This window comes from Caballeronia sp. ATUFL_F1_KS39 (genome assembly GCF_023630985.1).
Lineage (GTDB): Bacteria > Pseudomonadota > Gammaproteobacteria > Burkholderiales > Burkholderiaceae > Caballeronia > Caballeronia zhejiangensis.
The window spans coordinates 16,916-38,653 of sequence record NZ_JALQDZ010000006.1 but is presented as its reverse complement, the minus strand read 5'-3'; the positions used below and the strand labels follow the sequence as shown (position 1 = coordinate 38,653).

Below are 21,738 nucleotides of genomic sequence, written 5' to 3'. Positions count from 1 at the left end.
GGGCGGCTTTGCCGTTTCATGGGCCGTCAACCGCCCAGCTTCGTCCTGACCACCGCGCCCGAGCGCGTCAGCTTCGCCATTTCGCGGTTCTGCACCACGCTCATGAAGCCCGCCCAGTCCGCTGCGAGCGCGGCCTTGTCGACCTTGTCGGTGTCGCCGAGCTTGTAGCGCTCGCCCTGCACGTAAGGACGTTCCCACGCGGCCCGATGCCACGCGCGTTCCGCAAGCGCAAGCAAGCGCGGATACGCCATGTACTCGAACTGCTGATCCGTACGCATCACTTCCGCCCAGGCTTGTCCCTGAATGCCTTCGATACGCGGCGCCGGTCCAGCGCTCGTCACTTCGAACGGTTTGCCGTCGCGATCGGGCATGATCTCCGCGTTCTGCGGCAGATTGTCAGGCGCGAGCGAGAACGTCTTGAAGCTGTCCGTCGCGTGCGAGCCCCAGTAATACCCGCGCTCGCGCTGATCGAAGGCATAGGGGAAGTCGAAGTACAGATAATCCGGCAGCGCGAGCACCGTCTTGTAGCCCTGACTGCCGAGCGTCTGCACGGTGTCGGACGCGCCCCAGAAGATCGTGTCCCACATCGTCACCATCACGTTCGACGTCGCGAAATCCTGCGGACCGTTCGCGTGCTTGATGCCGTCCTGCCACGCGGCCATCGTGCCGATGCCGTTCGCGCGCACGATCTGGCTGACCTGGCGCGCGAAGATCGACGGCAGTTCGTCGACGGATGCAACCTTGCCCGACGCGATCATCGCCGCGCACTGCGGCGAGCGTCCCCACGGCTTGTCCTGCAACGCGAGGTTCACGCGGCCCTTGCCGGGATCGGTGCCGTCGAGCGGCTGGAAACCGCTGCCGAGAAGGATGTTCTTCGCCTCGTCGCCGCCGAAGTGCCACACGGAAAGCGGTGCGCCCGCTTCGCGATGCATCGACGCGACTTCGCCGATCACCTTCGATGCGAAACGCTGCGCACCGTCCGAGCACGGATTCAGGAAGCTGCGGCGGTCGTAGAACTGGACGGTCGTCGTGTTCGATGTATCGGCCGGATCGAGCAGACGGTACGCGTTCGCGGCCGCCTTGTTGCCGAGCGCCGCAAGACGCTGGTAACGTGCTTCCATCGACACGACCGCGGCGCGCGCGTGGCCCGGCATGTCGATTTCCGGAATGATCTCGACGAAGCGATCCGCCGCATAACGAAGCAGCGCGACATATTCGGCGCGGCTCAGATAGCCGCCGCCCGAGCGATTGTCGGGACCGGAGCCGAGCTGCGGCAACAGGCACTGCGTTTCCGTGAGATCGTGGCAACGCTTCGCACCGATTTCGGTCAGCTCCGGCAGACCGGGGATTTCGATGCGCCAGCCTTCATCGTCGGTGAGATGCAGGTGTAGCCGGTTGAGCTTGTATGCGCTCATCTGGTCGATCAGACGGCGCAACGTGGCGGGCTGACGGAAGTTGCGCGCGACGTCGACGTGCATGCCGCGATGCGTGTATCGCGGCGCGTCTTCGATGGTCATCGCCGGCACGCTGCCGCCGCCCGCGGGCGTAAGCGAGAGCAAGGTCTGCACGCCGTAGAACAGCCCGCCCGCATCGAAGGCGTCGATCTTCACGCCGTCTTGCGCGATCGTCAGCCGATAACCGCCCGCGCGCGCGATATCGGCCGGCAATGCGCCTCCGGCGATCTGCCCGCTCACGCGCACGGCCGCGCCGGTCAGACCGAGCGTCGCCGCGCGCGACGTGAGCGCCGCCACTTGCGACGATGTCAAACCGGACGCCGACAAATCGATTCCGCCGACCTGCGTCGCGCCCTCACCCGCCGTCGAACGCAGCACCGCCGGCACCGCGCGCGCGGCGGTCTGCTGCGCCGATGGCAACGCGGCTTCGGCGCGTGCGCGTTGCACTTGCGCGGGCGTTGCGGCGAATGCCGCTGCGTCGTCCGCGATCGGCGGAATGCGATCGACGTAGCGGGTTTCATCGTCGGTATCGTTGTGCTTGAGGATGGCAGGCGCCGCATTGCCGTCCGCCACGACATACGCGCGCGGCAACAGATCGCTGTAGCGCTGATACCAGTACTCCCCGACGAACGGCACTTCGATGCGCTCGCCCGCGCCGAGCGTGAAAGCGCCCGCGCGCGGCGTCAGCGCGTAGAGATCGCCGGTGACGTGCTTCCACGCGAACGCCGGATGTTCCACCATCAAAATGCGCCGGATGCTGTGCACGTACAGCGTCCAGCCGCCTGCCGGGAGACTGCGGCTGCCGGTGTTTTCGAGAATCAGCTTGCCGCGCGCGCAACTGGCCCAGTCGGCGCCGAGATCGGCGCAGTTCGTGCCGGACTTCGCGGCATCGTTGCCGTCGATGTCCACGCGCACCATCAGGTTCTCGCCGAGCGCCGCCGCGCGCGCCGTCGGCGAGAGATTGGCCGAACCCGAATCCGAGCTGTCGCCGCACGCCGCGACGAGACACGACGACGCGATGACCGTCATCGCCAATAAATTCCGTATACCTAAATATTTTGATGGCAACTGCCTCATTTCTCCTCCGTGGTCGAACGCGCCTCGCGACGCGCCGAAGCACTATACCCGCAACTTACGCGTTGATTATTTTGGGATATTTGCCGGAAGGCAGTGTTATGGAACGGGCTCAAAAATAAAAACACCCCGAAGCGTCAGCTTCGGGGTGTTCGGTCCAGCCATGCGACGATGCGCGATTAGCCGAGGAAGCGTCGCGCGTTCTGGAACACGCGCAGCCACGGGCTGCCGTCGGTGGTCCAGTCGTCGGGCGTCCAGCTCATCTGCACGTTGCGATGCACGCGTTCCATGTGCGGCATCAGCACGGTGAAGCGGCCATCGGGCGTCGTCACGGACGTAATGCCCTGCGGCGATCCGTTCGGATTGAACGGATACTGCTCCGTCGCATTGCCGCGATGATCGACGTATCGCATCGCGACGAGCGCCTGCGCCGGATCGCCTTGCTGCGAAAAGTCAGCGAAACCTTCGCCGTGCGCGACCGCCACCGGAATGCGCGAGCCTTCCATGCCCGCGAAGAAGATCGACGGCGAATTCTGCACTTCGACGAGCGAGAAACGCGCCTCGAACTGCTCCGACTTGTTGCGCGTGAACTTCGGCCAGCTTTCCGCGCCCGGGATGATCGACGCGAGGCTCGACATCATCTGGCAGCCGTTGCAGATGCCGAGCGCGAAGGTATCCGGACGCGCGAAGAACGCCGCGAACATGTCGGCGAGCTTCGCGTTGAAGCGGATCGTCTTCGCCCAGCCCTCGCCCGCGCCGAGCACGTCGCCGTACGAGAAGCCGCCGCACGCGACCGCGCCCGCGAAATCGGCGAGCGTGGCGCGCCCTTCGAGCAGGTCGCTCATGTGCACGTCGTGTGCATCGAAGCCGGCGCGATCGAATGCGTATGCCGTTTCCAGATGCGAGTTCACGCCCTGTTCACGCAGGATCGCGACACGCGGACGCTTGCCCGTCGCGATGAACGGCGCAGCGACGTCTTCCGCCGGATCGAAGGTCAGCACCGGCGCGATGCCAGGATCGGCGGCGTCGAGCAGCGCGTCGTATTCGGCGTCGGCGCAGGCCGGGTTGTCGCGCAGACGCGCGATGCGCCAGCTCACTTCGCTCCACGCGCGATGCAACTCGACGCGCGGCGCATCGAAAATCTTCTTCGCGTCGCGATAGATTTCGACCGCGCCGCTCCGGTTCGGCTTGCCGATCACATGCGAGCACGCCGACAAACCGTGTTCGCGCAGCGCGCCGAGCACCGCGTCGCGATCCGATGCGCGCACCTGCACGACTGCGCCGAGCTCTTCCGAGAACAGCGCGCGGATCGTGCGGTCGTCGCGGCGGCCGCTCGTCTGCTTGGCCCAGTCTTTGGCGTCGCCGTAATCGGATTCGTGATCGGCGTCGAGCGTCAGCATGTCGATGTTCAGCGACACGCCCACATGCCCCGCGAACGCCATTTCGCAGACCGTCGCCCACAGGCCGCCGTCCGAGCGGTCGTGATAGGCAAGCAGCTTGCCATCGGCATTCAAAGCCTGGATCGCCGCGAAGAAGCGCTTGAGGTCTTCGGGATCGTCGACATCGGGCACTGCGTCGCCGACCTGCTGCGTGACCTGCGCGAGAATGCTGCCGCCCATGCGGTTGCGGCCACGCCCGAGATCGATCGAGATCAGCACCGTGTCGGTATCGTCGACGAGTTGCGGCGTGAGATGCCGGCGCACGTCCTCGACCGGCGCGAACGCCGAGATGATGAGCGACACCGGCGACACCACTTCGCGCGCGCCGCCGCGTGCGTCCTGCCACTTGGTGCGCATGGACAGCGAATCCTTGCCGACGGGAATGCTGATGCCGAGCGCCGGGCACAGTTCCATGCCGATCGCCTTAACGGTGTCGTAGAGCGCGGCGTCTTCGCCGGCGCTGCCGCACGCGGCCATCCAGTTCGCGGAGAGCTTCAGCTTGTTGAGCGATTCGATCGGCGCGGACGCGATGTTCGTCACCGCCTCGCCCACTGCCATGCGGCCGGACGCGGGCGCGTCGATGACGGCGAGCGGCGTGCGCTCGGCCATCGTCATCGCTTCGCCGCGAAAGCCCGCGTAATCCATCGTCGTGATCGCGCAATCGGCGACGGGCACCTGCCACGGACCGACGAACTGGTCGCGCGCGGTCGTGCCGCCGACCGAACGGTCGCCGATCGTGATGAGGAACGACTTGCTCGCGACCGTCGGATGCTTGAGCACGTCGACAGCGACTTCGGACAGCGACAGACCCGTCACGTCGACGGGCGTGAATTGCGCATTCTCACGCTTCACATCGCGATGCATCTTGGGCGGCTTGCCGAGCAGCACGTCCATCGGCATGTCGACGGGTTCCTGGCCTTCGTTGGCGTCGTCGATCAGCTTCAGCTGACGTTCGTCCGTCGCCACGCCGACGACCGCCACCGGGCAGCGTTCGCGCTCGCAAATCGCCTGGAACGCGGGCAGATCGGCGGGCGAAATCGCCAGCACGTAACGCTCTTGCGCCTCGTTCGACCAGATTTCGCGCGGCGACAGACCGCTTTCCTCGAGCTGAACCTTGCGCAACTCGAAGCGCGCGCCCTTGCCCGCGCCATCGACGAGCTCCGGGAACGCGTTCGAGATGCCGCCCGCGCCGACGTCGTGGATCGACAGGATCGGATTGCCCTCGCCCAACTGCCAGCACGTATTGATGACTTCCTGCGCGCGCCGCTGGATTTCCGGATTGCCGCGCTGGACCGAGTCGAAATCGAGTTCGGCGGTGTTCGCGCCCGTCGCCATCGACGATGCCGCGCCACCGCCCATGCCGATACGCATGCCCGGCCCGCCGATCTGGATCAAGAGCGTGCCGGCCGGCAGGTCGAGCTTGTGCGTGTGCTGATCCGAAATATTGCCGATGCCGCCCGCGATCATGATCGGCTTGTGATAGCCGCGCACGCGGCCCGCGACGTTCTGCTCGTAGGTGCGGAAATAGCCGCCGAGGTTCGGGCGGCCGAATTCGTTGTTGAACGCGGCAGCGCCGATCGGGCCGTCGATCATGATCTGCAGCGGCGACGCGATGCGGTCCGGGCGGCCATACGGCGCGTGCTCGTCGGACGGATTGCGTTGCGTGAGCGGCACGGCGGCGTCGCGGTCGTTTTCCCACTTTTCGCGCGCGTCGGGCAGATCGAGGTTCGACACGGTGAAGCCCGCGAGACCGGCCTTCGGACGCGCGCCGCGGCCCGTCGCGCCTTCATCGCGGATTTCGCCGCCCGAGCCCGTCGCCGCGCCCGCGAACGGGGAAATCGCGGTCGGGTGATTGTGCGTTTCGACCTTCATCAGCGTGTGGGTCAATTCCACGTTGCGCCGATACTGCTCGTCGGCGCCGCGCGGGAACCAGCGTTCCGCGACGCCGCCCTCCATGATCGCCGAATTGTCCGAATACGCGACGATCGTGCCCGCGTGATTCAGCTTTTCCGTGTTGCGGATCATCTGGAACAGCGACAAGTCCTGCTTTTCGCCGTCGATGGTCCATTCGCCATTGAAGATCTTGTGGCGGCAATGCTCGCTGTTGGCCTGCGCGAACATCATCAGTTCGACGTCGGTCGGATTGCGCTTCAGGCTCTCGAACGCGTTCACGAGATAGTCGATCTCGTCTTCCGCGAGCGCGAGGCCGAGCTCGGCGTTCGCGGCCTCGAGCGCACGGCGGCCCGTGCCGATGATGTCGACGGTCTGCAAAGGCTTCGCGGGCAGCTCGTCGAAGAGATGCAGCGCCTGGTCGCGCGATGCCGCGACGCTTTCCGTCATGCGGTCGTGCAGCGCATCCGCGACGGCCGCGCGCGCTTCGTCCGACAGCGCCTTCTTGCCGCCGAGGAAGCCGCTTTTCATGACGACCGAGAATTCGACGCCGCGCTCGATGCGACGCACTTTCTCGAGGCCGCAGTGATGCGCGATGTCGGTCGCCTTGCTCGCCCACGGCGAGACCGTGCCGAAGCGCGGCACGACCATGAACGTCTCGACATGACCGCGCTCTTTCGAGTCCGCGGACGGCGCGCCGTAGTGCATCAGCGCGGCGATGCGGCTGTTGTCATCGTCGGTGAGCGGCTCGGACGCGTTGACGAAATGCAGGAACTGGCCGCGCACGCCGACGATGTTCGCGTCGATGCGGGCGAGCGTTTCGAGAAGGCGGGTCTGACGGAAATCGGAGAGGGCCGAAGCGCCGGGGAAACACGAGAAGTGGGCCATTGTGACGGTGCGTCGATGACGTCTGTGTGCCGCTCGCGCGACGCTCGATCGCTTTTTGCAAACCGGATATTCGCAAATTCGGACTCGAGCACGCTAAACGGCGTGAGGCGAAAGGAAGACCGCGATTATAACCCGGAAGCGTCTCGAAATCGGCCGGGGCGGTCCGTCCGCGTGGCGCGCCACGGTGCAGCGGCGACGCGAAACGGATCGTCGCGCATCCCGAAATTGTCCGCGCCGGGCCGGCCATCGGGGATCGAGCGTGCCGCGGGCCACATGAGCGCCCGGCTCGCCGTCCCCCGCAAACGATTTTGGCGCTATCATGGCGCGCTTTCTTCGGGTACGGCGCGTGCCGAATCACGCCGCCAGCCTGTCGTTTCACCGTCAACGCAGCAGCCGGGCGTCCGTGCCCGAGCGTCACGCCGCACTGCAATCTCGCGCCTTCGGGCACAAAAAGTCATGGATGTCATCGTCATCGGCGGAGGAATCGCCGGCATCGCCACCGCCTGTCAATTACATGCGGCCGGTCATCGCGTGTGCGTGGTCGAGCGCCACGCGACCGTCGCGCAAGGCGCCACCTACGGCCAGGGCGGCGCGCTGCTGCCCTCGCCGCTCGATGTCTGGTTCGGGCCGACGTTCATGGCGTCGAGCCGCTCGAAGCAAAGCGGCATGGTGGTCAAGACCGGCTTCGACTCGGCCGCGCGCGATTTTCTGAAGCAGCTCGCGACGCTGCGCGATCCCGAGGCGTTCGCGGCGCAGTACGCGCATCTGCAGCCGCTCGTCGATGTGTCGCGGCGCGTGCTCGCGGACATCGAAAGCCGGCTGGAACTCGATTTCGAGCAGCGCCGCGGCGTGCTGCACGTCTTCAGGCAGCCGCGCGAGCTCGAAGACGCGCAGCCGGCCATTGATCTGCTCAGAAGTTGCGGCGTTGCGCATCAACTGCTGACGCCCGAGGAATGCGTCGCCATCGAGCCTTCCGTGCCGGATTTCCCGGAATTCGCGGGCGGCGTGCTGCTGCCCGACGAGCGCACCGCGAACTGCCCGCTCTTCACCAAGCAACTGAAGCAGGTGCTCGAAGACGGCGGCGTGCAGTTCCGCATGCATCGCGCGGTGGCGTCGCTGCGTCTGGACGATGGCCGCGCGGCCGTCCAGCTCGCCGGTCCCCACGAAGGCAAAAAGCGCAGCGCCGATGTCGAGCTCATCACGGCGGACGCCATCGTCGTCGCGGCGGGCACGGGCACGCCGGGGCTCATCGGCGGCTCCAAGTCGGCGTCGTCGCTCTTTCCGCTGCGCGTGCATACGCTCACCGCGCCCGTCGCGTACGAGGAGCGCGCGCCGCATCTGACGGTCGTCGATTCGATCAAGCGCATCACGATGACGCGCATCAACCAGCGGCTGCGCGTGGGCGGCGCGGGCGTGTTCCGGAGCGCGTCCAAGGCCGACAAGCCGCTCGACGCCTCGCTCTCGCGCCGCGCGCTCGATCTGCTCGGCCAAGGCACGCACGACTGGATTCCGGGCGCGGCGCGCGTCTCCGCTGCGCGCGCGTGGGAAGGGCTGCGCCTCGTCACCGCCGACGGCCTGCCGCTCGTCGGCGCGACGCGCCATCCGCGGCTTTTCGTGAACGCCGCGCACGGCCCGGCGGGCTGGGGCCTCGCGTGCGGGTCTGCTAAAGTGATCGCGGATCTCGTTTCCGGCGTTACGCCCGATGTTCCCGCCGATACCCTTGCCGCGCTGAGCCCCGAACGCTTCTAGCAGCGCGCTGCGACGGGCACGAATGCTGCGGACGCCGGGTTTCCAAAGCGCTTTCCCGCCCGCCGCCATGACCGCTGCCCGCTCGCCCTATTTCACTCCCAAAGACGATCCGCTCACGCTTCTGACGCTCGCCGAGCTGCGCACGCTCGAAGCGCGCGCAGCCGCCGCGCTGCCGCCGCATACGCTGATGGCGCGCGCGGGCGCGGCCGCCGCGCAATGCGTCATCGATGCGCTGGAGCACGATCCGGATTCGCGTGCGTTGCCGGTGTGGCTCGCGGCCGGCCCCGGCAACAACGGCGGCGACGCGCTCGTGATGGCCGAGCGCCTGCATCGCGCGGGCATTCCGGTGCGCGTGTGCATGCCCGTCGAAGTGAAGCCCGACGACGCGCGCTGGGCGCTCGACGCGGCGCGCGCGGCCGGCGTCTCGATCGACGACAAGCCGCCCGCCTCGTTCGACGGCGTCGGCTGGCTCGTCGACGGCATGTTCGGCATCGGTCTCACGCGGCCGCTCGAAGGCGTGTTCGCGGAAATCGCCGCGCGCATGACGCGGCGCGCGCGCGCGTCGGGGCGCGTGCTCGCGCTCGACGTCCCGAGCGGCCTGAACAGCGACACCGGCTCGCCCGTGAACGGCGGCGAAGCCGTGCGCGCAACGGACACGATCACCTTCATCGGCGCGAAGCCGGGGCATTTCACGTCGCTGGGCCGCGATCTGACGGGACGCCTTTTCGTTTCGACGCTGGAAGTCGATGCGAGCGCGGCGCCGTCGATCGTGCTCAACGCGCCCGCGCTATTCGGCGCATGCATGCCGCCACGCGACAACGCGACCCACAAAGGCACGTTCGGCTCGCTCGCGGTGGTCGGCGGCGATACCGGCATGTGCGGCGCGCCGGTTCTCGCCGCGCGCATGGCGCTCTACGGCGGCGCGGGCAAGGTGCACGTCGCGTTTCTGGGCGAAGGCTTTCCGCCTTACGATCCGCCGCATCCCGAGCTGATGCTGCATCACGTCGATGACCTCGCGCTCGACAGGATGGACGCGCTCGCCATCGGCTGCGGCATGGGCTCGAGCGAGCGCGCCAAAACGGTGCTGACCGACGCGCTGAAGCTCGATGTCCCGAAATTGCTCGATGCCGACGCGCTCAATCTCGTCGCGAAAGACGACGCGCTCGCCTCCGCCGTCGCGGCGCGCGGCGCGCAGGGCGATCCGTGCATCCTCACGCCGCATCCGCTGGAAGCCGCGCGTCTATTGCAAACCGACGCGAAAACGGTTCAGGCCGATCGCATCACGGCCGCGCGCCAGCTCGCCGCGCGCTATGCGGCCATTGCGGTGCTCAAGGGCTCCGGCACCGTGATCGCCTCGCCCGATGGCCGCGTCGCCGTCAATCCGACCGGCAACGCGGGACTCGCCACGGGCGGCACCGGCGACGTGCTCGGCGGATTGATCGGAGCATTGCTCGCGCAGAAGCTCCCTGCATACGAAGCGGCGCTCGCGGGCGTCTGGCTGCACGGCCTCGCCGCGCAGACGCTCAGCGACGGCGGCATCGGCCCGGCCGGATTGACTGCCGGAGAACTCGCGCCCGTCGTGCGAAGTCTCATCAACCGCCGCTTTTACGCGGAGCACGCGCGCAACTGACGGTTTTCGCGCGTCCCATTGCAAGGCCGCCGTGACGCTTTGCAAGCATCCGTTCATGCATCGTCGCTATACTCTTTTTTGATTCGGGCAACCGCGGCCGCTCACATCTGCTTCAGTCGCGTTCACCAGACACGACGCACAGGCAGGCGAGCCGCAATCGCACGAACGTATTCCTCTGTCACCTTCAGACTAACGGACCGCTCATGACCCAAAACTCGATGCTCAACTCGCTTCCTGCCTGGTCGGCGCTCCAGACGCATTACGATGCCATCTCCGGCGAGCGCCTGCGCGACTGGTTCGCGCCGCAGAACGACACCGCGCCGACGCGCGCCGAGCGCCTCACTTTCGCGGGCGGCGGCCTCGCCATCGACTTTTCGAAGAACCGCGTGAAGGACGAAACGCTCAAGCTGCTCGTCGAAGTCGCGCAGCAGGCGAAAGTCACCGAACGCCGCGACGCGATGTTCCGTGGCGATATCGTCAACATCACCGAACATCGCGCCGTGCTGCATACCGCGCTGCGCGCGCAGTCGCCGGATGCGCCCTTCCACGAGCAGGTGCAGAAGGAAAAGGCCAAGATGGCCGCCTTCGCCGACAAGGTTCGCGACGGCTCGTGGACGGGCTATACCGGCAAGCGCATTCGCCATGTTGTGAATATCGGCATCGGCGGATCGGATCTCGGGCCGAAGATGGTCGTGCACGCGCTGCATCATCTGGCGTCGAAGGATCTGGACACGCATTTCGTATCGAATGTCGACGGCGCGGATCTCTGGAACGTCCTTCAGCAAGTCGACGCCGAAGAAACGCTCGCGATCGTCGTCTCAAAGACCTTCACGACGCTCGAGACGATGACGAACGCGCATTCGATGCGCGACTGGTTCCTGAAGTCCGGCTGCCCCGAAGATCAGCTCGCGAAGCATTTCGTCGGCGTGTCGGCGAATCCGGCTGAAGTGGTCAAGTTCGGCATCGCGAAGGAAAACGTCTTCGAGATGTGGGACTGGGTCGGCGGACGCTACTCGCTGTGGTCGGCGGTGGGGCTGTCGATCATGCTGTCGGTGGGTCCGCAGAATTTCGACGCGCTGCTGCAAGGCGCGGCCGCGATGGACGAGCACTTCCGCACCGCGCCGCTCGACAAGAACCTGCCGGTGCTGATGGGCATGATCGGCATCTGGTATCGCAATTTCTTCGGTTCGCAGAGCGATCTCGTCGCGCCGTATTCGCAGGCGCTGCACTATCTGCCTTCGTATCTCCAGCAGCTCGAAATGGAGAGCAACGGCAAGTCGGCGCGTCTCGACGGCAAGATGGTCGATTACCCGACCGCCGCCGTGATCTGGGGCGAGCCTGGCACGAACGGCCAGCACGCGTTCTTCCAGATGCTGCATCAAGGGCCGACGATCATTCCGATCGACTTCATCGCCGTGCTGACGCCGGAGCATCCGCTCGTCGATCATCACGCGAAGCTGCTCGCCAACTGCTTCGCGCAGAGCGAGGCGCTCATGCTCGGCCGCACGCTCGAAGAAGCGAAGAAGGTCGCGGGTCCGGGCAAGGAGGAACTGGCGACGCATCTGAGCTTCCCCGGCAACCGTCCGACGACGACCATCATGCTCGACGCGCTCACGCCCCAGTCGCTCGGCGCGCTCATCGCGCTCTACGAGCACAAGGTGCTGGTGCAGGGCACGGTGTGGGACATCAACTCGTTCGATCAGTGGGGCGTGGAGCTCGGCAAGATTCTCGGCAAGGTCGTCGAGGCCGATATCACCGCCGCGAGCGCCGATCCGGCCAAGCACGATTCGTCGACATCCGCGTTGATCGCGCGTGCGCGTGAGGCTTTGAAGCGCTGAAGCGCGCGTTGAAGAAGGTGGCCCGCGGCGCTTCGGCGTCGCGGGTTTTTTTATACGCCGATGCCGTTGACGAGCCGCCCCGCTTCGATCGTCACCGTCGCGTCGCAGCGCTCGGCGAGTTCGGCGTCGTGCGTGACGAGCACGAGCGTCGCGCCGTTGCGGCGGTTCATCTCGAACATCAGGTCGATGATCGCGTAGCCCGTGGCGGCATCGAGGCTACCCGTGGGTTCGTCGGCGAAGAGCACGGCCGGATGCGTGACGAAGGCACGCGCGAGCGCGACGCGCTGCTGTTCGCCGCCGGAAAGCAGCTTCGGATAGTGGCCCGTGCGCTGCGCGAGACCGACCTGATCGAGAAGCGAGCGGGCGCGCGCCGCGATCTCGCCGTGAGGCATCTCGGCGCGCAGTTCGAGCGGCAGCATCACGTTTTCGAGCGCGGTCAGATGCGGCATCAACTGGAACGACTGAAACACGAAGCCGACCGCGCCGCTTCTGAGCGCGGCCCGTTCGTCTTCGTTCAGGTTCGACAGCTCCTTGCCGAGCAGACGAACCGAGCCCTCGCTCGCGCTGTCCAATCCGGCGAGCAGGCCGAGCAATGTCGACTTGCCCGAGCCCGATGCACCGACGATCGCGACGCTGCTGCCCTTCGCGATCGACAGATCGATCTGATCGAGAATCGTGAGCTCGCCCGTTGCGTCCTTCACTCGCTTGCTTAACCCCCGAACTTCGATGACCGGCTCGATATTGTTTTGCATGGAAACTCTGAAAATTAACTTGCGCGGCCTCGTGCCGGCGATCCTGTTGATGGCGGCATGTTCGGCGACAGCGCATGCCGCCGATGCGCAAGCCGCAGCGCAACCGAAGCCCGCGATCGTCGTGCTGGGCGACAGCCTGTCGGCCGAATACGGCCTGCCGCGCGACACCGGCTGGGTCAACCTCTTGCGCGACAAGCTTGCGAAGGAGCGTTTCGATTATAGCGTCGCCAATTCGAGCATCAGCGGGGACACCACGAGCGGCGGGCGCGCACGATTGACCGCGGTGCTTTCTCGCCTGAAGCCCGCGGTCGTGATCGTCGAACTCGGCGCGAACGATGCGCTGCGCGGCGTGCCGCTCGCGACGACGGAGACGAATCTGCGCAGCATCGTCGATGCCTCGCAGGCCGCGCATGCGAAGGTTTTACTCATCGGCATGTACGTCCCGCCCAATTACGGCCCGGACTATACGCAAAAGTTCCACGCCGTCTATGAGCGCATCGCGAAGGACAAGAACGTGCCGCTCGTGCCGTTCCTGCTTGCCGGCATCGCTGACAGACCCGCCATGTTCCAGGCGGACCAGATTCATCCGACGGTGCAGGCCCAGCCTTTGCTGTTGGAAAACGTCTGGCCAACCTTGAAACCCTTGCTGGGCGCCAGTGCGTCGCATTAGGACGACGCCGGCCGCGACAGCTCTTGCAGAACCAACGCGGAACACGGCCACGATTCAGATATCTGAGACTTTCGCGTAACTCTTATAACCCGCTCGTCTCGTGAGCGACTCTACAAGGAGGTCACGTGAAACTTATCCCTCTCCTCGGCCTGGCCGTCGCGCTCTCGGCTTGTGCCGCACAGCCGCCCGCCAACGTGCAACAAGTCGGCATGAGCAAGCAGGCGCCCAATGTCGTCGCGCAGTGCATCGCGCAAAAGTGGGCCGAAAAGTCACAGCAGCAGGTCGTGTCGCAGAACACGCTCGCCAACAATCAGGGCGTCGACGTCTATGTGCCCGGCCAGCAGCCGCCGAATGGCGCCGCCGCGGTGGTGCAGCCAGCGCGCTCGGGCTCCGGTACGTGGGTCGGTTTCCGCGCCTCGGGCGCTGCCGGCAGTCAGGCAACCGGCGATATTCAGGCTTGCCTGTAAGCATCCTGCTGCCGTCTCGTAGCGGCGTAGCAAAGCAAAAAAGCCCCGCTTTCTTTCGGAAGCGGGGCTTTTCGATGATGTCAGCGCCGATCAGTTCGACGACGGTGCCGGCGCCTGGCTCAGCTTGACCTTCGAGCGAGCCTTCAGCGAGTTGAGGTACGCCTCCATGTCGGCCTGCGCGTAGACCTGCGCGACTTGCTGCTGTGCGCCGGCGAGACGATCGGCGGCGACCGGCGCGGCCTTCTCGATGCCGTTCACACGATAAATCGCGTAGCCTTCCGCACCGAGATCGACGCCGACATACGACGGCAGCTTCGATCCATCCGCCTTGAAGATCGCGCTCAACGCGACGGGCGGCAAGCCTTGCGCGTCATTGCGCGAGACGGTGATCGGCGACGTGAAGCCGTCGGTCGACTTCGACTTCTGCAGATCCGCGAGCTTCGCCTCGCCTTCCTTCTTCGCCATCGCCGCAGCCATTTCCGCGACGACCTTCTTGCGCACGTCGTCCTTCACGACGTCGAACGCGGGAACGGTCGAGGCCTTGTAGTCGGTGACGCGCGCGGCGATCAGCGTGTTGTTGCCGACGTCGATTGCCTGCGTGTTGTTGCGGTCCTTCACGGCATCCGGCGCGAACACGGCCGCGAGGAACTTCGGATTGTTGAGCGGATTGTCTTGCGGCAATTGCGGATTCGGCTTCGGACCGACCGTTGCGCTCTGCACCGTCAGCTTGTACTTGTCCGCGGCCGGCTGCAGCGACTTGGCCTTCTCGTAGACGAGATCGGTGAAGCCTTGCGCGTCGTCGGCGAAACCCTTCGTGCCCTGTTGAGCCGCGTAATCCTTCGCGATCGAGTCCTTCACTTCGTCGAACGGCTTCGTGACGGAAGGCTTCACGTCGGTCGCCTGAATGATGTGATAGCCAAAATCCGACTCGACGATATTGCTGACTTCGCCCTTCTTCAGGCCGAATGCGGCGTCGTCGAAAGCCTTGCCGCCCGCGATCTGACCGCGCGCGAAGTAGCCGAGATCGCCGCCCTTGCCTGCAGAGCCGGGATCGTCGGAGTTCTTCTGCGCGATTTGCGCGAACTGATCCGGATGCGCCTTGACTTGCGCGAGCAGGTCTTCGGCCTTCTGCTTGGCCTTCGCCTTGTCGGCCGCGCTCGCGTCCTTCGGTGCGTTCACGAGAATGTGGCTCGCGCGCACTTGCGCTTCGGTGCGATAGCGCTGGATGTTGTCGTCGTAGTACTTCTTGAGATCGGCGTCGCTCGGCTTCGATGCGGCCGCGATCGTCGACGGCGACAGCAGCAGATACTGGATCGTGGCGGTTTCGGGCGTCGCGAAATCGTTGCGATGCGCTTCGTAGTAGGCGGTGAGTTGCGCGTCGGTCGGCTGGACCTTCGCGGTGTAATCGGCCGCGCGCAGCGACAGACCCTGCACCGAGCGCTTCTGTTCCGCGAGTTCGGTCAGGCTTTGCGCGAGCGACTTCGACGTGAACGCCGTGCCTTGAATGCTGCCCGGAATCTGTCCGGTCGCGATCGTGTAGCGCATGCGCTCGTCGTACTGCGCGGGCGTCATGCCCTGCATCGCGAGCAGTTGCTTGTAGCGATCGAGGTCGATGCTGCCGTCGGGCTTCTTGAGCGACGAGATCACCGGATCGTTCAGCAGCGCCCGGCGCACGGCGTCGTCGGAGGCGGTCAGATGCAGACGCTGCGTTTCGTCGGCCATCGCGCGTTGCTGCACGAGACTATCGACCATCGCGGCGCGCGCTTCGGGCGTGTCGAACATCTTGGCGTCGAATTGGGAACCGAGCATCGAGCGGGCGCGGTCCACCTGCTGGCGGAAAGCGCTGTCGAATTCGGCGCGCGTGATCTTGTGGCCATTCACGCTGGCGACGTAGGAACTTTCGTCGAAATAGTTGCTGAAGCCCTGAATCCCGACCATGCCCAGACCGGGCACGATGATCAGGATCAGCAGAGCCATCATCAGGCGCTGGTGATTACGGAAGAAGTCGAGCATGCGTAGCGCTGCGTGGTTATAACAAAACGCTCGATATTACAACAGTGGACGAGGAAAAGGCGAAAGGCGGGCGGGATTTGCACCGCCCGATGTGAAATTCTCGCGTCCCCTTTTCGTAACGGGCGATGTTTCAGTTGAAAGTTTGCGTCCAGCGAGCATTCAATGGCGCGAAGCAATGATTAGCATTCTTAACGAGCACGCGCCAAAAGAAAAATCCCGCAAGCCGCGAAGCTTACGGGATTTCTTGTCGTATCTGGCGGAGCGGACGGGACTCGAACCCGCGACCCCCGGCGTGACAGGCCGGTATTCTAACCGACTGAACTACCGCTCCGGGTAGCGCGCAATGAACTGTGACCTGGTGGGTGCTGAGAGGCTCGAACTCCCGACCTACGCCTTGTAAGGGCGCCGCTCTACCAACTGAGCTAAGCACCCGGTCCGCAATTCACTCGGTTTGCGCTGCTGCTGGATTCAGACTTCGTTTTGCGAAGGTCAGTATCCAGCGAGTCCGCTAGTTTAGCGCATCCTTCAGCGCTTTGCCAGGGCGAAATTTCGGCACTTTCGCGGCCTTGATCTTGATCTCATCGCCCGTGCGCGGATTGCGCCCCGTGCGCGCGGTGCGCTTGCCGACGGCAAACGTGCCGAAGCCAACGAGCGTCACGGTGCCGCCCTTCTTCAGCGTCGCGCTCACGCCGCCGATGACCGCATCGAGCGCGCGGCCGGCGGCGGCCTTGGAGATATCGGCTTGCTGCGCGATATGGTCGATCAATTCCGTCTTGTTCATTGTGATCCCCGAATCAGTATTGGCACGTTTTAATCGATGTGGTCCGGCATCGAAGCGGATGGCATCTCGATAAGATTGGATGCGGCGCTCATTTAACTTAGCCGAAAGACACGTGTCAACCGGGGTTGAGCCTTATTCGGCGCGGCCTTCGGGCGTTTTAGAAGTTCTCTTCGAAAAGCCGCGCGCTAAAAGAAAACCCGCGGGTGGTTGCCCGCGGGTTTTTAGCCTCGCTCACGCAACACGGCGTTAAAACCGTGCCGCGACAAGCGTTCAGTGCTTCACGACTTCGCCCGTTGCTGGCGTGTCCTTCTGCTGTTCGGCTGCGACGGGCGTTGCCTTCGCTTCGTCTTCGGGCAACGACTCCGGCGCACGTTCGAGCGCCAGTTCCAGCACCCGATCGATCCAGCGAACCGGCACGATCTCGATGGCGTTCTTCACGTTGTCGGGGATGTCGGCCAGATCCTTCGTGTTTTCTTCAGGAATCAGCACGAGCTTGATGCCGCCGCGATGCGCTGCCAGCAGCTTCTCCTTCAATCCGCCGATCGGCAGCACTTCGCCGCGCAGCGTGATTTCGCCCGTCATCGCGACATCCGCGCGAACCGGAATGCCGGTCAGCACCGACACCAGCGCCGTGGTCATCGCGATACCGGCGGACGGACCGTCCTTCGGCGTCGCGCCTTCCGGCACGTGGATGTGGATGTCCTTCTTCTCGAACGACTCATCCGTGATGCCAAGCCGGCGCGAACGTGAACGCACGACCGAGCGCGCCGCTTCGACGGATTCCTTCATCACGTCGCCGAGCGAACCCGTACGGATCACGCCGCCCTTGCCGGGCATCACCGCTGCTTCGATCGTCAGCAGATCGCCGCCCACTTCCGTCCACGCAAGACCCGTCACCTGACCGATCTGGTTTTCCTTCGCGGCCAGACCGAAGTCGTACTTGCGCACGCCGAGGAAGGTGTCGAGGTTGGAGCCGTCGACCTTCACGGCGCCTTCCGCCTTCTTGAGCAGCAGCATCTTCACGACCTTGCGGCAGATCTTCGATACTTCACGCTCGAGCGAACGCACGCCCGCTTCACGCGTGTAGTAGCGAATGATGTCGCGGATCGCTTGCTCCGTGACGTCGATCTCGCCGTCCTTCAGGCCGTTGTTGCGCTTCTGCTTCGGCAACAGGTAACGCGTCGCGATGCTGACCTTCTCGTCTTCCGTGTAACCCGACAGGCGGATGACTTCCATCCGGTCGAGCAGCGGCGGCGGAATGTTCAGCGAGTTCGACGTCGCCACGAACATCACGTCGGACAGGTCGAAGTCCACTTCGATGTAGTGGTCCGCGAACGTATGGTTCTGTTCCGGATCGAGCACTTCGAGCAGCGCGGATGCCGGATCGCCGCGGAAATCCATGCCCATCTTGTCGACTTCGTCGAGCAGGAAAAGCGGATTGCGCACGCCGACCTTCGTGAGGCTCTGCAAAATCTTGCCGGGCATCGAACCGATATACGTGCGACGGTGGCCGCGAATTTCGGATTCGTCATGCACGCCGCCGAGCGCCATACGCACGAACTTGCGGTTCGTCGCGCGAGCGATGGACTGCCCGAGCGAGGTCTTGCCGACGCCCGGAGGCCCGACCAGGCACAGAATCGGTGCCTTCACCTTCTCGACGCGTTGTTGCACCGCGAGGTACTCGAGAATGCGTTCCTTGACCTTTTCGAGACCGAAATGGTCTTCGTCGAGCACGCGCTCGGCATTCGAAAGGTCGTTGTTGACCTTGCTCTTCTTGCGCCATGGCAAGCCGATCAGCGTGTCGATGTAGTTGCGCACGACAGTCGCTTCCGCGGACATCGGCGACATCAGCTTGAGCTTTTTCAGCTCGGCGTCGGCCTTCTTCTTGGCTTCCTTCGGCATGCGCGCGGCGGCGATGCGCTTCTCGAGCTCTTCGAGATCCGCGCCCTCTTCACCTTCGCCCAATTCCTTCTGGATCGCCTTGACCTGCTCGTTCAGGTAGTACTCGCGCTGGCTCTTTTCCATCTGGCGCTTCACGCGGCCACGGATGCGCTTCTCGACCTGAAGAATGTCGATTTCGGCTTCGAGCTGGGCGAGCAGATGCTCCAGACGCTCGATCACAGGGAACATCTCGAGGATGTGCTGCTTTTGATCCAGCTTGAGCGGCAGATGCGCGGCGATAGTGTCGGCAAGACGACCCGCCTCGTCGATGCCCGACAGCGACGTCAGGATCTCCGGCGGAATCTTCTTGTTGAGCTTCACGTACTGATCGAACTGCGACACGATCGCGCGGCGCAGCGCTTCGGTTTCGGCGCTGTCGGCGTGATCCGGCTCGAGCGGCATCACATCGCAGGAAAATTGCGTTTCCTGCTCTTCGATCGACAGCGTTTTCGCGCGCTGCAGGCCTTCGACGAGCACTTTCACCGTGCCGTCGGGCAGTTTCAGCATTTGCAGGATGTTGGCGACACACCCTACTTCGTACATGTCCTTTTCGGTCGGCTCGTCCTTCGCCGCCGTTTTCTGGGCGACGAGCATGATGTGCTTGCCGCCTTCCATCGCGGCTTCGAGTGCCTTGATCGACTTGGGCCGCCCTACGAAGAGCGGAATCACCATATGCGGGAAAACGACTACGTCGCGCAGCGGGAGCAGCGGCAGCGTAATGCGTTCCTGCGGGAGGAGTTGGGTTCCTGACATTTCATTTCCCCATTAGTGGAATCAGTTCAGTCGTAAATAAGGCCGGTCAGAGCTATTGCAAGCCTTTATCGGAAGGGAAAAGTCGTTAGTCAAAGATCGCGTCAGTAACGTCCACAAGATAAACCGACAAAAATAAAAGGCCGTTCACGTCGCCATGAACGGCCTTTCGCCGACACACAGCCTGCTTCAGTTCGATCCTGCTACTTTCGGTGCGTCTTCGTAGATGAGCAGCGGCTTGCCGTCTCCGTCGATCGTGTTGTCGTCGACGATCACCTTCGAAACGCCCTTCATGGTCGGCAGTTCGTACATTACGTCGAGCAACGCCTGTTCCAGAATCGAACGCAGCCCGCGCGCGCCGGTCTTGCGGCGAATGGCCTTCTGCGCGATGGCCTGAAGCGCCGCCGGACGGATTTCCAGTTCGACGCGCTCCATTGCGAAGAGCTTGTGATACTGCTTCACGAGCGCGTTCTTCGGCTCGATCAGGATCTTCACCAGCGCGGCTTCATCTAGCTTGCCGAGCGTCGCCACGACGGGCAGACGGCCGATCAGCTCCGGAATCAGGCCGAACTTGATCAGGTCTTCCGGCTCGACTTCGCGCAGCACTTCGCCCGCGTCGCGATCCTGCTTGCTCTTCACGCTCGCGCCGAAACCGATGCCGGTCTTCTCGGTGCGATCCGTGATGACCTTTTCCAGTCCGTCGAACGCGCCGCCGCAGACGAACAGGATGTTGGTCGTATCGACCTGGATGAAATCCTGATTCGGATGCTTGCGTCCGCCTTGCGGCGGCACCGACGCCATCGTGCCTTCGATCAGCTTCAGCAACGCCTGCTGCACGCCCTCGCCCGACACGTCGCGCGTAATGGACGGGTTGTCCGACTTGCGGCTGATCTTGTCGATCTCGTCGATGTACACGATTCCGCGCTGCGCCTTGTCGACTTCGTAATTGCAATTCTGCAGCAGCTTCTGAATGATGTTCTCGACGTCCTCGCCGACATAGCCGGCTTCGGTCAGCGTCGTTGCATCGGCGATCACGAACGGCACATTCAGCATGCGCGCCAATGTCTGCGCGAGCAGCGTCTTGCCCGAGCCGGTCGGCCCGATCAAGAGAATGTTGCTCTTCGACAGCTCGATGTCGTCCTTCTTGTCGAGATGCTTGAGCCGCTTGTAATGGTTGTACACGGCCACCGCGAGAATTTTCTTCGCGCGTTCCTGGCCGATCACGTACTGATTGAGGATATCGCTGATTTCCTGCGGGCTCGGCAGGTCGGACTTGGTCAGCCCGGCCTCCTCCGCCGCACCGGCTGCCTCGTCGCGAATGATCTCGTTGCACAGGTCGATGCATTCATCGCAGATGAACACCGACGGCCCAGCGATGAGCTTCTTCACCTCATGCTGGCTCTTGCCGCAGAACGAGCAATACAGCAGCTTTTCGCTACTGGAACCTTTTTTGTCCGCCATAAATGTGTAAGCCTCCGGACACTCTTGTTACATGATACGCGCTTCGATTCCGCGACGCAGATTCGCACCCGCGAGGACCGCCGGAGCGCGTTTTGGCGTGGCGCCCAATGCGCGACTTCGCACGCTTCGCCGGCTTCGTCTCCGAGCGCCGGCGCGGCGCCGCTCCGGACGCCTCAGGGACGCTTGTGAAGCACCTGGTCGACGAGGCCGTAAGCCTGCGCATCGTCGCCCGACATGAAGTTGTCGCGATCCGTGTCGCGCGCGATGCGCTCCACCGGCTGACCCGTGTGATGCGACAGCAACTGATTCAAACGTTCCTTCAGATACAGGATTTCCCGTGCCTGGATCTCGATGTCCGACGCCTGGCCGCGTGCGCCGCCGAGCGGCTGGTGGATCATCACGCGCGCGTTCGGCAGCGCGACGCGCTTGCCTTTCGCGCCGGCCGCCAGCAGGAATGCGCCCATGCTTGCGGCGAGGCCCATGCACAGCGTCGAAACGTCCGGCTTCACGAACTGCATGGTGTCGTAAATCGCCATGCCGGCCGAGACCGAGCCGCCAGGACTGTTGATGTACAGGCTGATGTCCTTGTCCGGGTTCTCGCTTTCGAGGAACAACAACTGTGCGACGACGAGATTCGCCGACTGGTCGTTCACTTCACCGACGAGAAACACCACGCGCTCCTTGAGGAGACGCGAGTAAATGTCATAGGCACGCTCGCCGCGGCCGCTCGTTTCCACGACCATCGGAACGAGGCCGAGCGCCTGGGCTTCGAAATCCCGCGGTGCGTGGGACGCCAACGTGTCGAGCAATTCAGCGCGAAAGGTCATGCAATTTCCTTGTTCGGAATAAGGGTACTGAACGACAAAGGAACATCCACTAGAACGGCATGCAAACGCCCAACTTTAATGCAAAAAAGGCGTGCGAGCCGTCAGTCCGACGAC

13 protein-coding genes and 2 tRNA genes are annotated in these 21,738 nt (G+C 64.2%); 5 read left to right on the top strand and 10 right to left on the bottom strand.

Annotated elements, in window-relative coordinates; translation table 11 throughout:
• Window positions 1-26: 26 nt before the first annotated feature.
• Both NCR93_RS06895 and purL read right to left on the bottom strand, forming a co-directional pair.
• On the bottom strand, window positions 27-2,483 hold the full coding sequence (locus NCR93_RS06895; protein WP_239295388.1) for a family 20 glycosylhydrolase: 2,457 nt from the start codon (window positions 2,481-2,483) through the stop codon (window positions 27-29).
• Window positions 2,484-2,707: 224 nt separating this feature from the next.
• Entirely contained in the window at window positions 2,708-6,745 is a 4,038-nt protein-coding gene (purL, locus tag NCR93_RS06890; protein WP_250532190.1) for a phosphoribosylformylglycinamidine synthase, read from the bottom strand.
• 456 nt (window positions 6,746-7,201) lie between these two features.
• Here purL and NCR93_RS06885 point away from each other — a divergent pair, with 456 nt between their 5' ends.
• The 3 genes from NCR93_RS06885 (at window position 7,202) to pgi (ending at window position 11,962) form a co-directional block, all read left to right on the top strand.
• A complete protein-coding gene (locus tag NCR93_RS06885; RefSeq protein ID WP_175982910.1) occupies window positions 7,202-8,494 on the top strand; it encodes an FAD-dependent oxidoreductase in 1,293 nt (430 codons plus the stop codon).
• Between the two features lie 67 nt (window positions 8,495-8,561).
• Window positions 8,562-10,124, top strand: a complete 1,563-nt coding sequence (locus NCR93_RS06880) for an NAD(P)H-hydrate dehydratase (RefSeq protein ID WP_250532189.1) — start codon at window positions 8,562-8,564, stop codon at window positions 10,122-10,124.
• A gap of 203 nt (window positions 10,125-10,327) precedes the next feature.
• The gene (pgi, locus tag NCR93_RS06875; RefSeq protein ID WP_175982912.1) at window positions 10,328-11,962 is read left to right on the top strand and encodes a glucose-6-phosphate isomerase; all 1,635 of its coding nucleotides are present in this window, start codon (window positions 10,328-10,330) and stop codon (window positions 11,960-11,962) included.
• A 50-nt stretch (window positions 11,963-12,012) separates the two neighbouring features.
• On the opposite strand, the gene NCR93_RS06870 is transcribed toward pgi, so the two are convergent.
• Window positions 12,013-12,714 (bottom strand): ABC transporter ATP-binding protein, encoded by a 702-nt coding sequence (locus NCR93_RS06870; RefSeq protein WP_033535923.1) that lies wholly within the window; start codon window positions 12,712-12,714, stop codon window positions 12,013-12,015.
• On the opposite strand from NCR93_RS06870, the gene NCR93_RS06865 reads away from it, so the two are divergent.
• Both NCR93_RS06865 and NCR93_RS06860 read left to right on the top strand, forming a co-directional pair.
• Window positions 12,713-13,384 (top strand): arylesterase, encoded by a 672-nt coding sequence (locus tag NCR93_RS06865; protein ID WP_175982913.1) that lies wholly within the window; start codon window positions 12,713-12,715, stop codon window positions 13,382-13,384. The genes NCR93_RS06870 and NCR93_RS06865 overlap by 2 nt on opposite strands.
• 125 nt (window positions 13,385-13,509) lie before the next feature.
• A complete protein-coding gene (locus NCR93_RS06860; protein WP_008349728.1) occupies window positions 13,510-13,851 on the top strand; it encodes a hypothetical protein in 342 nt (113 codons plus the stop codon).
• A 90-nt stretch (window positions 13,852-13,941) separates the two neighbouring features.
• On the opposite strand, the gene NCR93_RS06855 is transcribed toward NCR93_RS06860, so the two are convergent.
• From NCR93_RS06855 to clpP, 7 genes are all read right to left on the bottom strand, one after another.
• Window positions 13,942-15,864 (bottom strand): SurA N-terminal domain-containing protein, encoded by a 1,923-nt coding sequence (locus NCR93_RS06855; RefSeq protein ID WP_175982914.1) that lies wholly within the window; start codon window positions 15,862-15,864, stop codon window positions 13,942-13,944.
• Between the two features lie 254 nt (window positions 15,865-16,118).
• Window positions 16,119-16,195 (bottom strand) — tRNA-Asp (locus NCR93_RS06850).
• 25 nt (window positions 16,196-16,220) lie between these two features.
• A tRNA-Val gene (locus NCR93_RS06845) sits at window positions 16,221-16,296 on the bottom strand.
• Between the two features lie 76 nt (window positions 16,297-16,372).
• Window positions 16,373-16,705, bottom strand: coding sequence for an HU family DNA-binding protein (locus NCR93_RS06840; RefSeq protein ID WP_279613068.1), 333 nt, complete (start codon window positions 16,703-16,705; stop codon window positions 16,373-16,375).
• Between the two features lie 210 nt (window positions 16,706-16,915).
• Complete coding sequence (gene lon, locus NCR93_RS06835) at window positions 16,916-19,339, bottom strand: endopeptidase La (protein WP_008349749.1); 2,424 nt, start codon at window positions 19,337-19,339, stop codon at window positions 16,916-16,918.
• A gap of 186 nt (window positions 19,340-19,525) precedes the next feature.
• The gene (gene clpX, locus NCR93_RS06830; protein ID WP_008349753.1) at window positions 19,526-20,797 is read right to left on the bottom strand and encodes an ATP-dependent Clp protease ATP-binding subunit ClpX; all 1,272 of its coding nucleotides are present in this window, start codon (window positions 20,795-20,797) and stop codon (window positions 19,526-19,528) included.
• A 173-nt stretch (window positions 20,798-20,970) separates the two neighbouring features.
• Entirely contained in the window at window positions 20,971-21,624 is a 654-nt protein-coding gene (clpP, locus tag NCR93_RS06825; protein ID WP_008349755.1) for an ATP-dependent Clp endopeptidase proteolytic subunit ClpP, read from the bottom strand.
• Between the last annotated feature and the right edge of the window lie 114 nt (window positions 21,625-21,738).

Coding starts and splice junctions, on each gene's coding strand:
- NCR93_RS06855 (WP_175982914.1), bottom strand. CDS start 15,864: ATGCTCGACTTCTTCCGTAATCACCAGCGCCTGATGATGGCTCTGCTG.
- NCR93_RS06870 (WP_033535923.1), bottom strand. CDS start 12,714: ATGCAAAACAATATCGAGCCGGTCATCGAAGTTCGGGGGTTAAGCAAG.
- purL (WP_250532190.1), bottom strand. CDS start 6,745: ATGGCCCACTTCTCGTGTTTCCCCGGCGCTTCGGCCCTCTCCGATTTC.
- lon (WP_008349749.1), bottom strand. CDS start 19,339: ATGTCAGGAACCCAACTCCTCCCGCAGGAACGCATTACGCTGCCGCTG.
- NCR93_RS06895 (WP_239295388.1), bottom strand. CDS start 2,483: ATGACGGTCATCGCGTCGTCGTGTCTCGTCGCGGCGTGCGGCGACAGC.
- NCR93_RS06885 (WP_175982910.1), top strand. CDS start 7,202: ATGGATGTCATCGTCATCGGCGGAGGAATCGCCGGCATCGCCACCGCC.
- NCR93_RS06880 (WP_250532189.1), top strand. CDS start 8,562: ATGACCGCTGCCCGCTCGCCCTATTTCACTCCCAAAGACGATCCGCTC.
- clpX (WP_008349753.1), bottom strand. CDS start 20,797: ATGGCGGACAAAAAAGGTTCCAGTAGCGAAAAGCTGCTGTATTGCTCG.
- clpP (WP_008349755.1), bottom strand. CDS start 21,624: ATGACCTTTCGCGCTGAATTGCTCGACACGTTGGCGTCCCACGCACCG.
- pgi (WP_175982912.1), top strand. CDS start 10,328: ATGACCCAAAACTCGATGCTCAACTCGCTTCCTGCCTGGTCGGCGCTC.
- NCR93_RS06865 (WP_175982913.1), top strand. CDS start 12,713: ATGGAAACTCTGAAAATTAACTTGCGCGGCCTCGTGCCGGCGATCCTG.